General features: G+C 32.5%; 12 protein-coding genes. 9 read left to right on the forward strand and 3 right to left on the reverse strand.

Translation table 11 applies throughout. From position 1 onward, the window contains the following. The 4 genes from MKZ17_RS03845 (at position 1) to MKZ17_RS03860 (ending at position 5,657) form a co-directional block, all read left to right on the forward strand. Positions 1-2,052, forward strand: a complete 2,052-nt coding sequence (locus MKZ17_RS03845; RefSeq protein ID WP_340722478.1) for a hypothetical protein — start codon at positions 1-3, stop codon at positions 2,050-2,052. Beyond that, a complete protein-coding gene (locus MKZ17_RS03850; RefSeq protein ID WP_340722479.1) occupies positions 2,052-3,509 on the forward strand; it encodes an LlaJI family restriction endonuclease in 1,458 nt (485 codons plus the stop codon). The genes MKZ17_RS03845 and MKZ17_RS03850 overlap by 1 nt, the downstream gene beginning before the upstream one ends. A gap of 971 nt (positions 3,510-4,480) precedes the next feature. Continuing rightward, on the forward strand, positions 4,481-5,239 hold the full coding sequence (locus MKZ17_RS03855) for a hypothetical protein (RefSeq protein WP_340722480.1): 759 nt from the start codon (positions 4,481-4,483) through the stop codon (positions 5,237-5,239). A 13-nt stretch (positions 5,240-5,252) separates the two neighbouring features. After that, on the forward strand, positions 5,253-5,657 hold the full coding sequence (locus tag MKZ17_RS03860; RefSeq protein WP_340722481.1) for a hypothetical protein: 405 nt from the start codon (positions 5,253-5,255) through the stop codon (positions 5,655-5,657). Positions 5,658-5,949: 292 nt separating this feature from the next. On the opposite strand, the gene MKZ17_RS03865 is transcribed toward MKZ17_RS03860, so the two are convergent. Next, positions 5,950-7,092, reverse strand: coding sequence for a site-specific integrase (locus tag MKZ17_RS03865; protein ID WP_340722482.1), 1,143 nt, complete (start codon positions 7,090-7,092; stop codon positions 5,950-5,952). 361 nt (positions 7,093-7,453) lie between these two features. Here MKZ17_RS03865 and MKZ17_RS03870 point away from each other — a divergent pair, with 361 nt between their 5' ends. Both MKZ17_RS03870 and MKZ17_RS03875 read left to right on the forward strand, forming a co-directional pair. Next, positions 7,454-8,431, forward strand: coding sequence for a hypothetical protein (locus MKZ17_RS03870; RefSeq protein ID WP_340722483.1), 978 nt, complete (start codon positions 7,454-7,456; stop codon positions 8,429-8,431). 376 nt (positions 8,432-8,807) lie between these two features. Further along, positions 8,808-9,170: a cyclic-phosphate processing receiver domain-containing protein gene (locus MKZ17_RS03875; RefSeq protein WP_340722484.1), complete on the forward strand. Its 363-nt coding sequence runs from the start codon at positions 8,808-8,810 to the stop codon at positions 9,168-9,170. A 247-nt stretch (positions 9,171-9,417) separates the two neighbouring features. On the opposite strand, the gene MKZ17_RS03880 is transcribed toward MKZ17_RS03875, so the two are convergent. Further along, positions 9,418-9,816: a hypothetical protein gene (locus tag MKZ17_RS03880; RefSeq protein WP_340722485.1), complete on the reverse strand. Its 399-nt coding sequence runs from the start codon at positions 9,814-9,816 to the stop codon at positions 9,418-9,420. A gap of 256 nt (positions 9,817-10,072) precedes the next feature. Beyond that, entirely contained in the window at positions 10,073-10,312 is a 240-nt protein-coding gene (locus MKZ17_RS03885; RefSeq protein WP_340722486.1) for a hypothetical protein, read from the reverse strand. 1,162 nt (positions 10,313-11,474) lie between these two features. On the opposite strand from MKZ17_RS03885, the gene MKZ17_RS03890 reads away from it, so the two are divergent. The 3 genes from MKZ17_RS03890 (at position 11,475) to MKZ17_RS03900 (ending at position 13,803) form a co-directional block, all read left to right on the forward strand. Then, positions 11,475-12,041, forward strand: a complete 567-nt coding sequence (locus tag MKZ17_RS03890; RefSeq protein WP_340722487.1) for a recombinase family protein — start codon at positions 11,475-11,477, stop codon at positions 12,039-12,041. 485 nt (positions 12,042-12,526) lie between these two features. Then, positions 12,527-12,790, forward strand: a complete 264-nt coding sequence (locus MKZ17_RS03895) for a hypothetical protein (protein ID WP_340722488.1) — start codon at positions 12,527-12,529, stop codon at positions 12,788-12,790. Continuing rightward, positions 12,787-13,803 (forward strand): reverse transcriptase family protein, encoded by a 1,017-nt coding sequence (locus MKZ17_RS03900; protein WP_340722489.1) that lies wholly within the window; start codon positions 12,787-12,789, stop codon positions 13,801-13,803. Before MKZ17_RS03895 ends, MKZ17_RS03900 begins: the two co-directional genes overlap by 4 nt. The last annotated feature ends 65 nt before the right edge of the window (positions 13,804-13,868 follow it).

The raw sequence follows: 13,868 nt of genomic DNA on the forward strand, positions 1-13,868 counted from the left end.
ATGGGGAAGATAGTGATGCCCAAAAATAGTGCACTGTTGAACGAAATTGAATCTGTTTTGCACATATACTATGAAGCTAACGATTGGTTGACAAATACCTTATATAAAGAACGTTTAAAGGAAATGATTGGCCCTGATCAATACCAATCTTCTTATACTAAAAAGGCACAGATTACATCTTACTTTGGCTTCACAGTTTGGGAAGATATTAATAACGCACAGTCAAGAAGAAGGATCACTGAATCCGGTAAAAAAATGTATGAAGCAATTACAGAAAAAAGTACTGATAAAATACAGGATGTATTAATGAATGCATTAGAAACTGTGAAGTTTGGTCGACACAACTATGGCTGTCCGGAAAGTGACTCTGATGTGGAACCCCCTGCACTGTATATTAGAGCTATTTTAGATTTGGGTTATTTGACATATAAAGAATTTGCATTTTTACTTTGGAAACTTGAAGATGTGGGTGGTAACTATACAGACACTTTGGATGAATTAAGACAACTAAGAAATCAAGGTCCTATAACATTGAGTGAAGAAGCTAATAAATATTCAGATTGTAAGCCAATTATGATACTGATGCGTTGGGGATTCTTGGATGAAGACGATGACACATCGGGTGGTAAACATATAATTATTAAACCGGAAGTACTTCGCAAGTACGGGAATCGCCTGAAAAATTTAAAAATATACAATATCGATATGGACGTTGCTGAACCTATTGTCGGCGATGACTTGTTTGTGCACCCAGTGGAAAGTATTTACAAGACAAGTATTAAATCAGATTTCCAACATAATAGAATTATCTTTGGTGCCCCAGGAACAGGTAAAAGTTATGAACTAAATCGAGATAAGGATACCTTGCTTAAAAATGGTGGTGAGTATGAGCGTGTGACTTTCCATCCCGACTATTCGTATGCAAACTTTGTTGGAACTTACAAGCCTACGATGTTGGATCCTGTAAATGATCATATTGTAAGCGAAGATGAGAAGGGGGTTTTATCTATTCTATTGGATGATAAGACGGCCCAAGAAAAATATGACTTGCTATATGACAAGTTTAAAGAGGGTGATTTAACTCGCCTACCACTTTTACTGGGATTATATAATGATGACAAGTTTAAAACTAAGAAAAAAGATGGCTCTAATGCTAGTGGTGATAATAGCGTTGAACGAAATCATGGTCGAGCGATTAGGCCATATGTAAATCTGATATCAAATAAAAAGTCTGCTAGTGAAATTGTATATGAATATGTCCCTGGCCCATTTATGAGGACATATGTTAAAGCACTTAAAAATGCTCAGACAGATAATCCTAAGCCATATTTATTAATTGTTGAAGAAATCAACAGAGCAAATGTTGCAGCCGTATTTGGTGATGTATTCCAGTTGTTAGACCGTGATGACGATAATGTTAGTGAATATGCTATCCAAACATCTGAGGATATTAAAAAGTACCTTGCTAAGGAATTAGGTGGTAAGCCTCAAGAGTATTCTGAAATCAAAATTCCAAATAATATGTTTATATGGGCAACTATGAATAGTGCTGACCAAGGTGTATACCCTATGGATACTGCGTTCAAACGTAGATGGAATTTTGACTATCTTAGTATAAATCATAATGAGAATGACATTAAGGGGAACTTTGTTACTATGGGTAGCGAGGTCTATCTTCGTGAGATAGAATGGAATGAACTGCGTAAGGCAATCAATAATACACTTTCTTCTTATAAAATTAATGAGGATAAGCTATTAGGACCTTATTTCCTTTCAAGAAAAGTCGTAGTTCCAAGAGCGGGGAATAAAATTAACGCTGATATCTTTATTTCTGCCTTCAAGAGTAAAGTTCTAATGTATTTATTTGATGATGCTGCAAAACAGAAAAGAGCATCTTTATTTGATGGATGTAAGGACACAACGAAATATTCCTCCATTTGCGAAGAATTTGATAAGCGTGGTGTAGAAATTTTCTGTAAGGAGATTAGGGAGAAGTTTCCAAGGGCTACGGCTATAGCAGGAGTTGCTGAATCTGTAGAGGAGTATAAATAATGAAATCCAAGTTTGTACGTGAACAGAAACGATATACACAGGAAAACCTACGAAACATTTTTGATTGTACAGCTGAAAAGACCGTTACTATCATAAAAAAACTGAAGGAATACGGTGTCTTGAAAGCTGTAAAAGCAACTGATGTGCAGAAGGATATGTCTGACCTAATCGATAAAGATATTGAAGTAATCGATGTTGAAGTTGGAGAAAAGGAGCTTCTTTATGTTTTTACATTTGTGGGTGTCATTACGGTTTCAGATTGCATCTTAAAATGCTATCCGAAATATATAAGTAACGTTGCTCCTAAAACAGAATTAAAGCAAATCATAAAAGTTCTGGAAAGATATAATTCCAAGGAACAAATTATTCGAATGTATAATGATAGCGAAGAAGGTAATTCATTTAACCTACTCTCAGTGATGATTTATCTATTAAATGACTACCATGAAAATGGCGCTTACACGAATACACAAGATATAATTGAAACTAATGGTTCGGGTGAAATACTGTGGGACAAGACGATAAATGAGACCTTTACTTATATCAGCAATAATCGCCCATATTACATAGAAATGTTTACACAAAAACGTATTAATGATGATTTTGATTACTTTAAAAGGCTCCACGAATCAATTATCTCTATTTGTTCAAGAGAACTTCAAGATGCTGATTTATTGGATTTGTTTGACATACTACCGGTTGAAGTGTCTGATGAAGAACTAGATGATTTTGAAGAAATAGATTATATACTTTACCGTATACAGAATGAATTGAATTTGCAGTTTAATACAAGAAAGCAGCTATTACTGAAGACGATATATGCCTATATTGCGCATAGTAGCGGTCTTGCAGATATTGATTGTTTCACTATGTTTGGTACAAACAGTTTTAATTTGGTATGGGAAAAAGTGTGTGCGGAAGTTCTGGACAATCAATTGCAGACCCCACTTGGCTCACTCCCTATTTCTTTAGCAGATGGATACAATCCTAGTGACTTGCTCATTTCACTAATAGATAAACCAAAGTGGAATGGCTATAAGCATGATGATTCTGAGTTTCAAAAAATCGCTAAGGAAACCCTCGTTCCAGACCATGTGTCAATCACTAAGAGGAATAACTTATATCAGTTCATTATATTTGATGCCAAATATTATAATATTCAACTTGAGCAAGGAAAAAAACTACGAGGACAACCAGGAATTGGCGATATTACAAAGCAGTACCTCTATCAGTTGTCTTATAAAAAATTTGTTAATGACCACGGAATTCAAGATATTAAGAACTGTTTTTTGATGCCAACCGAACAACAAAATATTATTGTCAAGGGATATGTCAATATTGAAATGTTAGATGCTCTCGGGTTAGAGAACATACAAATACGACAATTACCTGCAGGAATGGTTTACTCACACTATTTAGCTAATGAAAAACTGGATATAGAGCTTCTTCATTTATAAAGGAAAAACACCCATCTTACTATTAGATGACGGTATCTGATTTAGATACTACAGACAACTGATCAAATATCTCATCCTACTTAAAATAAAATTGATAAGGTTGAGAAGAGAAACAGAAAAAAAGCATCTGCACTTTATGTGTAGGTGCTTATAAATGTGTGCCAGGTATGAAACTAGTTAGGAGGTGAAAGTCCACTTTGGGGATACATTCGACCCATTACTTAGGAAGCGTAAAATTAAGTCTTCTCAGCTCGACTAACAAAAATATAACACCCAGAGTTTATCAACCATAGGCTTACCTTACGAGTGGAAATCAAAATGTTGAGAAATGTTCAAATTGGGAATAGGATAGTTAGCTATATAAGGGGGATTAATAGTGAGTCAATATAATGAACTTAAGAAGCTAATCGAAGAGCAACAAAAGGAAATCGATAAGTTATAAGCAGATAAGGCAGATGCCAAAGGAGATAATGTTGCTTCTTCACATCAAGATGCATGGAAGTGGGCAAAAGAAAAGGGCTTATTTGATGGGAGTAATCCAGTAGGTGCATTTACTCGTCAACAAGCAGCTACTGTTTTTCAGCGATTCATTTTTCTAAAGTGCTGATTGGGACAAGATAAGTAGTTTGAGGAACGCTTTACCTCGAACTGTATTAATCCTTAGAATAAAAAAGTAATCACCCCTAGCTATGACCGGCTGACTGAGTGATTACTTTACACAATATAATGCTTGCCGCTCTTCATACGGGTGATTAGAAGGTGTAGGTGTTACAGCACCTGCGCCTTCTCTTTATCTTATAATAAAGAATTACTGAAATCAACTGTTGGACTGAGTGCTAAATTGAAACTGGAACTGTTTATGATGTTACTACTCAAAAGTTATCTTAAAGAATTTGTGGAGAGAATATTTGAGTAAAATTACATAATTTTGTAATATTAATATATTAATAATATAAAAGGTTGTGTTAATAGTGTTTGCAGGGTTCAATTTATCATCTAATGAGAGTTTTAGTAGTTATCAAAGATTGGGAGAAGAAATCTATAATAAAAGTAAAATTGTGGTGCGAAATAGTTTAGATAAATATTTTGATACTAATGGTAGTATAAATGGAACTAATTTACAAGAACACTGGTTCCCTCAAATAGATGCGGACATTTTTATTTCACACTCTCATAAAGATGAAAAAATGGCAAAAGGTTTAGCTGGCTGGCTTTACAGCAATTTCGGATTAACAGTATTTATAGATTCATGCGTTTGGGGGTATTCTTTAGATCTACAAAAAGAAATTGATTATAATTTCTGTCGACTTGATGGGAAGGAATCAACATATAGTTACGAAAAGGTTATGTACTCGACCAGTCATGTGCATATGATGCTTTCAACTGCTCTTACTAAGATGCTAGATAAAAGCGAGTGTGTTATTTTTCTCAATACTCCTAATTCACTTAATACAAAAGACACTATTAATAATACTGAGTCGCCTTGGATATATCATGAAATTGCGATGACTAAATTAATAAATAAAAGGAAATTATCTGAGTACAGAAAAGGTATAATAAAAGAAGGTATGTTTAATGAAAATAGAGATTTGAACATTAAGTATGATATTGATTTAGACCATTTGGAAGACATAAATATTAATGATCTTAGTAATTGGGCTAAAATTAATCAAACTACGATTGCCGAATACCCTTTGGATATTTTATATCGAAATAAAAATATACTCTAGTCGGAGGAGCATTATGGAAGAAAATAAAATTCAATATCTTCAATTGATTCAAAATGTTATTACGCGTATGGCATCAAATTCATTTATGTTAAAAGGTTGGACAGTCACTTTAGTAGTTGGTCTATTAGCGTTTGCTAATGTTTCAGAAATGGAATCAAAATATATAATTCTAGCTTTAGTTCCAGCTATAATGTTTTGGGTATTGGATGGCTTTTTTATTTATCAAGAGAAATTATATAGAGATTTATATAACAATGCTATTAAGCTTAAAAACGATGAGATTGATTTTTCGTTAAATCCGATACCATTCAAAAAGCTAAATAAAAGAAGTTGGTTTAAAGGTATTTTCTCTAAAACACTTTGGATATTTTATTTGCCCATTATTGTAGTTATTATTTGTGCTTTAATATTATTCTAGATAATAAAAATACGGCTTTGTTTAGGTCCTTGCCTCCGAATAGTGTTTTTTTAAACCGATGTTAAAACCGATGTTAGTAATTTGTAAAATACCTAAAAAAGCTGTGTAGACACTGACATCAAGCCATTATTGGAAAAAGCGGGTTCGACTCCCACCGTCTCCATTCATGAATTTTCTAGAGTTGTCTAGAGTTGTCAAAACCCTTGTAAATCAAGGGTTTTTTCTTTTTTTGTTGTATTGAGTTTTCTGGGATTTTTTTCTGAATCTGGCTAAAAATCTGGCTACTTTTTGGTCAAGATTCTGAGTTTAAATACGTCACAAATTTATTAATTGTATCGTTTTTTGCACGCTTTGATAGGTGCGTATAAATGTTGAGCGTTGTTTGCACATCTGTGTGACCTAATCGTTCTTGTACTTCTTTGACACTTGCACCGGCTTCGAAAAGTAAAGAGCAATGCACATGACGAAATGAGTGAACATGTGTATAGGGCAAGCTGTAATTATCGATGATTTTCATGAGCCACTTTCTAGGAACTGTTTGCTGCAACAAGCCATTTTGTTCGTTTGTAAAAATTAATTGGCTTTTGTCACTCGCATTTGGAAATTTGCCTTGCTGAATCTTTTTCCATTCTGATAAGATGCTGCATGTTTCATCATCGATTAAAAGCTGGCGTGAAGTATCGGTTTTCGTTGATTTAATATAAAGCTTGTTATTTTTACCTCTCGAAAGAGCTTTTGAAATGAACAATTCGTTTGTATCAAAATTTAAATCCGCCCAGGTTAATGCAAGTGCCTCACCTTTACGGATACCTGAAAATGCAAGCAGATAGAAAAATGCGGTGATTTGAGCGTTACCATATTGCTTTAAACACTGTAGAAAGTAAATTAGCTGCTCCTTTGAATAGTAGTTAACCTCAGTATCTAATACAGTAGAAGCTTTGGTTTTTGGAAGATCCACTAGCTTGAAGGGATTAGAACTGATGTACTCACGCTTAATTGCAAAATCTATCACTTTAGATGCATATGTTTTAACCATTCGAAACCTTTTTAGTTTCAAGGAACAGTCATCAACAAAGCTTTGGCAGATTGCTACACTCAGCTTCTCTATTCGGTAGTGACCTATTGCAGGTAAAATGTGATGCTTGAAAATGCCAAGGGTTTTGACAAAGGTACTTTCTTCAACAGTTCTTTCGTAGTGCTGAATCCAGACATTATATATATCCTCGTATGTTTCAGTTTTAGGCTTCTTATATTCCCCATTCTTAACTTCAACTCTTAATTGAGCTAATGCTAGGGTAGCTTCTTTTTTCGTTAGAAAACCACGTCTAGTAACGTGAATTTGTTTGCCTGTTTCGCTATCCATTCCTAAATAAAGTTTAAACATATAGTAGGTTTTGCCATCTTTTTTTGTATACGATTTAATATTGTCTTTCATTGAAATGCCTCCTAGAACCATACAGGGAAACTAGGGTACAGTTAATTTTGCTATTAACTATATTGTTAGTATAGCTGATAAAAAACCTTTTCCCAATAAATAAACTTTCTTTATTTTGGTAGCATTTAAAGAAGAAATAGACAGGCTAGACGTGTTAAAGAACAGAAAGGGCAATTTATTGGATCAACTCCTCGTATCACTATGGTTATTATTAGAGATATTAAAAGAAGTTTTAAGGATATGCTTTATGAATCTATTTATATTCCTAAGAATAAACCCGATAAAGGAATTTTTAATAGAGAATATGTACTAACTAAATTATCTGATATAATTAATGCATCTTGAAATAAGGGGGCAAACCTTGAACGAACTATTACCTAATTTTTCACGATATACAAGTTCATGTACTGAGGAAGAAAAGGCTGAAATAATGTCAGTAATTGACACGCTTTTTAATGATAATGATTTGCTTAAAATTATAAAAGAGTTGGCAACAGTTACTGATGATTCTGAAGAGCCGCTACAAACACGAACAGATTCTTTAGATCGTATATTTCGATTTATTAAAGCTATTAATAACCCAAATCGAGTTAATGTCGTCAACAGCGAAAGGAATTTCCTGCCAATAATCAAAAAGTTCCAATTAGTTTTATTTGACTTACCAGGAGTTGGAGGAGAATTAAACAAAGCACACTACGGAATTGTTTGGGACTTAAAATTAACGCGAGATGAACTTCTTGTTATTATGACAAATAGCTATAAAGACTACAAACATATTGAAACATCTACACGATTCAATATTGGCCCTGTAGGTAACCAATCCTTAAGTACTTTTGTAATACTTGACCAAATTCAAACAATTAGTAGAAAGAAAATTATAGCTACTGTTTTCGATGGCCAAGAATTAATTCTAAATGAAGCACAACAAAAACGTATCGATCGTTCAATTTCTTTATTAAGTACCAAAGAAATTCCACTTAGTGAATTTTTAATGAATAAAAAACGTAAGTTAATTCCAATTTTTGATGATTTTGAGGTGCAAATAGAACATCTTAATATGCCATTTAAAATTATTAGTCAAAGTAAATTTCATCTTTCCTATATGCTATTTTTTGAAGATGATAGTACTAAGATTTTTAACATTAATTTTGAATTATCAACATTCGCTAATGCCAGTGAACATAGAAATGCAATACGTAGACTATTAAGAGCATTACCTACATATAGTGCAGCAGATTCTCCAGTTTTAATTGAATCATTAAAAGACGCACGTTTACGTATCTACAATGAAATCCTTTCTAAAAAAGTTTTATCTGAAAGTGAAATATCTACAAAATAAAATTTATTTTATTTTTATTTAAATTTTATTGACAGATTTAAACCCTACTGTTATATTTAAATTAACAACTGTGCCTGTTGTGGGCAAAGAGTTATATTTTTTATAAGCCTGTTGTGGGCTAACAAAAACCTTCTTACATTAAGAGTAAGAAGGTTTTTTGTTTTCCAGAAAATTAAGTAGATCTCTCTATAAATTGTATTTTAATTAACTCCAATCTTTTTCGGTTATACAAGCAGTTAACGACATAAGATTCCGGCATTAAACTTATCTAGGAATGCTATGATGGATTAGTTTAATAAGTGGATGTAATGTCAACTCTTCATGGGGAGTGGAAAAGTGCGAAAGAAACAAACTGTGCATCAAGGATGTGATTATTTTGGATACACAAAAGATAAATCTTTATGTGGATGATTTAAGAGATTGTCCGAATGGTTTTGTCGTTGCAAGAACGTTTCAAGAAGCAATTCACTTACTTGAAATTTACCAAGTAGACATACTTTCTCTTGACCATGATTTAGGAGAGGATCTACAAGGTAACCTATTGCCAACAGGTTATGACTTAGTAAAGTATATTTGTGAAAAAGGGTTACGGGCAAACAAAATATATATTCATACGGACAACCCTGTTGGTAGAGAGAATATGTATCAAACGTTGCATGGGGCAAAACGAAGAGGTTTCATTGATTCAAATATTGAAATTTATCATTATCCGATTGCTAAAAATAAGTACTCTGGTTAGTTATTTGCAAAGCATATGCTGCACATTCCATCAAAACTATAGAGTGCTCAATAGAATCAAATAACTCTGTAAACTCTTCTCTATATCATAAATCCTCATTATTGAAGCAGCTCTTCAACTAACAAAGGCGACTGCTCTATTGTGCAATCGCCTTTGTTAGTTGAAGTATATTAAAATAAGAAAATGGCATATAATATAGCAGGTTTTTAAATCGGGATTGGCGTTATTTCACAGGACATAAATATTTCTAATTGTCTTTCTTCATTGAATTCCTAAGATTTTCTACAAAAAAATACGGTGAGTTAGCAGTACCAAAATACGGATTAAAAGTAATTATCGGCTTTCCAGCCGAATCCAATTCAATTTTCGCAATAGCGGTTTGTTTCCCCGAACTAGACTTAAACCAATACTCCAATACGTTATCAACAATTACCGCTTTAAAACCTCTGGCAGTGTTTTTGGCTATCTCATTTAATTCACTTTCCTTGAATCCAGCAAAAGTCTTTTCTGGATTAATTGCAGAATCAGAGACAGTTTGGGCTATATCAGAAACCACGCTAGATGATATTTTCCCCTTTAGTACAGCATAACCAAGAAGTGCAGCTACCGGTATTACTAGCGGCTTAATCATTTTTGACATTTTCATATCGACACTTTCCCCCAGTTCTAATTTAATCAAGATTCCGTTTCATAAGAATATTTACTTCAGCGTAATCCGAATATTAAAAAATGTCACTAAATTAATGACAGTTATATCAAATAATCAATTCATTGTTTACTAAAATTGCCCAAATAATATTTATACGAGCTTCATATCCTTATTTATAAAATCATTTAGTTCTTCAACAAAAAAAGCCTTCGTTAGTTTGAATGCTCTCTTTCCAAAAATCTCGAGTTGCGTATTAATAATCTGAACTGACTATGCTATTTCCACATTTGCATCTAATTGATATAGTGCTTTCTTTATTTGCATCTAATGTGTCACCGTTAGAGACTTCTATATCCAAGCCTTTTGAAAATCCATCCCTTAATTCAATGACACAGTCGCATTTAGAACATTTAATAGTAAAAGGATAATCCCTATTTTCGTCTAAAATTATTGATACGATCCCAAGTAAAGCTGCTTTAATAAATGAATTCATCACTTTTCCCCCATAGTTTTGCGTACAATACGTATTATAATTTTCTTCAACTAATCTGCCCAATAGTAGAACAACCCAAGATTTAACAACTCACTTAAACTTACGATGTTTCCATAAATATTCCTACAAAGATATTTAATCTTGGAACTTCGAATACATACTTTATCTATTTTTTATCCTTTTAACAGGGAAGTTAGTACTCTAATTAGCACTCATTTGTTGACTAACAATGTAAATTGTCATCATGTTAATTCACATGCTAATATGACTGTTAAAAATGTGGTGAGTATATTAAATAGTTCTACATATCAATAAAAAAGGGCTGGTGAAAAGTATGCTTATCAGCAACCCAATTGTGTGTTTAATTTTCTTTTTGTACCAGACAAGTGGACGGGTTAGCAAATTTGGCATCTCTTTTTGGGATCAAAATGGGTAAGGGAGATTTAATACATGAAAAAGTACGAAGGGTGTATGCTGCTGTTTAAGCTATAGTATAAAGTTACATTCTAAACAATTAAAAACATGTCTGATGGTGTATTAAAGAATATCGCAGTATACCACTTTTATAATATAAATATAGTAGATATTATTGTTATCTGTTTTTACTAAAAAAATAAACCGCCCTCGCCCGCAAAGCTGAGAAGTGGTTTACTTTTTTACTTTTTACTCGCTAATCGCCTTTGAATCGATTCTGCTTATTGCTAAGATTGCTTGGTGTACCACCACTAAACAGTCTTATTAATAATCAATTCATACCAAATTATAGCATGGTTTTTGGATTTTCTCTAAACGATTTTAATTGAATTATTAATTTTGATGTTCTCAAGTATGTGTGATTTATCCCTAGTGAAATGTATGTTAAGTAACACTTTTACTACGCCTTTTAAACGTGAATTATGCCCGCAAAGAATCCGTGGAAAACCTACCAGTAAACTTGATGTTTCAATAATCTTATCTCCCAGAAAAATCTAGTATTTCGATTGCGATATGGCTCACCCTTTAATTACGAAATAAATGTTTATAAAACCATCGTTTAGTAGACATTTTGAAGAAGGAGCATAAATTAACGTTTACGCTCTGTTTTTTTATTGCATTTGTCTATAAACTCGTCTATTATTAATTGTATATAAAACGTATAAGTTTGTAGAAAGTGGTGTCGAAATTGGAACGAGTAATAGGATATTGTCGTGTTAGTACGGAAGATCAAAATTTAGATATGCAGGAGCAAGTAATTCAAAAATATGCAGATGAAAAAGGACTGGAGCTTATTATGTATGTAGAAAAGATATCTAGCCGTAAAGTCGAAAGGCAAGAACTTGAACATGCGATGAAAGCTGCAACTAATGGAGATTTGTTTGTTGTGTATAAATTAGACCGTTTAGCTAGAAGTACAAAAGAACTTTTTACACTAACAGAACAACTAAAGGAAAAGGGAGTTGAATTTGTTTCAATAAACGATTCATTTGATACTACGACACCTACAGGTAAAGCTATGTTTGGTATGTTAGCTGTATTTGCTGAGTTTGAAAGGGATATTATTCAACAGAGAACAAAAGCAGGATTAGAAGCTGCGAAAAGGCGAGGACGTATTGGTGGACGACCAGCTATTGATGAGAAGAAAAAGAAACAGGTAAGAGCCTTATTTGAAGCTGGTGAAAGTGCTAATGATATTGCTAAAGAATATGGAATTGGTAGGGCTACGGTATATAAAATAGTAAATATAAAATAAACTAATTTGTATGCTTTTATTTTAAATAATTATTTCATAATATTGTAAGAGGATAATAAGAAGTATTCTGAAATTGTGAAGTACTTTTTGGAAAATATTAGCTAAGTAGTTAATTATAACGAAAAAGTGAATATATATCTTAAATATATTATTTACTTAAATGCCAAATATAGTATAGAATTGAAATGAATAGTATGCCAAGATATTCCTGCGTTAAATTGTTGAAGTAAATTCAACGGTATAGTATTGACTCCCCACTACATTGATGCGGCATTAACGCCATTCCTAATATCGCAACGCATGTTTGCATGTATACGAAGATGGCACTATTATCATCAATAAGTAGGTGCAGGGGGTAATGGCTATTATTAGCCAGTTATGAAGAGTAGGAATAACTTGTAAGGGAGATTTCGACTTCTAAAATTCCGAGATTATGTGCAGGGGGAGGCGTAAGCCTTTAATAAATCATCGGAGGTACTGTTATAATGAAGAAATTCTTTAAACGGAAAGCTATTCAGTCGGAGTCGTGTGAAAATGGAGGAGATTTAGCGAAGAAAAAAGGTGCTTTAGGGCAATTATTTAATCAGGGCACTTCTCTTTATGGGAAATGGTGCTTTGCAATTTTTGTCTTAGATATGTTTGTGCAACTTTTGAAAAAGCTATATATTGTGTTACCTTCAATAATACACTTCCTAGAATCCCTTGTTTCTACTCTTTCTTATCTTTATAAGAAGGAGTTTTTTTTATGAATTTTTCACAAAGTAAACTATATGGTTTATCTAACAAAAAGTATTTAGCTGAATTATTGTGGATCGATAAAGATAAATTAAGAAATATTGATGTAGAGTTTACGCCAATTAAATTCACATCACAAGTTAATGGGAAAAATAGAGTCCTGTACGATCAAAATCCTGAGTATAAGAAAGTTTTAAAGAAAATTGTAAACTTGCTATCTAAAGTAGAACTTCCCAAATATGCTTTTGGAGGAATAAAGGGGAGAAATTATATAGGTAATGCAGATGTACATAAAGGAAATAAGTTCCTATTGTTGTTAGATATAAGAGATTTTTTTCCTTCTACTAGAGATTCTTATATTTATAGTTTGTTTTATCACAAACTCAAAATGCCACAAGATATAGCTAAGATTTTTACGGATTTGGTATCAGTTCCTTTAGAGAGTGGTGGAGGTAGATATTTACCACAGGGATTTCCTACAAGCCCAATAATTAGTTTGTTTGCATACATAGATATGTATGAAGAAATTGCTGACTTAGCAAATAAGAATGATATGGATTTCAGTTGTTATTACGATGATTTAACTTTATCCTCAAATAAATTTATTCCAAAGAGTATGAAGAAAAATATATCAAGGATTATACAAAAATACGGATTCAAGGTACATCCTAATAAATCAAAACTAGTAATTCAAAAATTCACAAAAGTTACAGGAGTAATTTTAGATAAAGATGATTTAAAAGTTCCTAAATCGCTATTTAAAAAATTACATGAAGCTTTCAATTTATTACATATTATGAATAGATCAAGTGGGGATTATAGGGCAGATGAATTTGTAGACATTTGTAACAAAGTACAAGGCTTAATAGCTGCAATCAAGAGTATAGAGCCGAATAGAAATTTAGAAATGTATAGTAATATGCTTAAATATATGAGAAAGAAATATGATATTCCGTATAGAAGAATTTCTATTTCTTCTAGTTTTAAGACTCCTGAAGCTAGTTTAATAAGAACTAATAAAACTTAAGGTGTTTGTGTCGTTTTTATTATAGCTATCAAACTTAAATGTATAAATTTTATGGTTTGTAAATA

Source organism: Solibacillus sp. FSL R7-0682 (genome assembly GCF_038005985.1).
Lineage (GTDB): Bacteria > Bacillota > Bacilli > Bacillales_A > Planococcaceae > Solibacillus.

Coding starts and splice junctions, on each gene's coding strand:
- MKZ17_RS03845 (WP_340722478.1), top strand. CDS start 1: ATGGGGAAGATAGTGATGCCCAAAAATAGTGCACTGTTGAACGAAATT.
- MKZ17_RS03850 (WP_340722479.1), top strand. CDS start 2,052: ATGAAATCCAAGTTTGTACGTGAACAGAAACGATATACACAGGAAAAC.
- MKZ17_RS03860 (WP_340722481.1), top strand. CDS start 5,253: ATGGAAGAAAATAAAATTCAATATCTTCAATTGATTCAAAATGTTATT.
- MKZ17_RS03865 (WP_340722482.1), bottom strand. CDS start 7,092: ATGAAAGACAATATTAAATCGTATACAAAAAAAGATGGCAAAACCTAC.
- MKZ17_RS03880 (WP_340722485.1), bottom strand. CDS start 9,816: ATGAAAATGTCAAAAATGATTAAGCCGCTAGTAATACCGGTAGCTGCA.
- MKZ17_RS03885 (WP_340722486.1), bottom strand. CDS start 10,312: ATGAATTCATTTATTAAAGCAGCTTTACTTGGGATCGTATCAATAATT.
- MKZ17_RS03895 (WP_340722488.1), top strand. CDS start 12,527: ATGAAGAAATTCTTTAAACGGAAAGCTATTCAGTCGGAGTCGTGTGAA.
- MKZ17_RS03900 (WP_340722489.1), top strand. CDS start 12,787: ATGAATTTTTCACAAAGTAAACTATATGGTTTATCTAACAAAAAGTAT.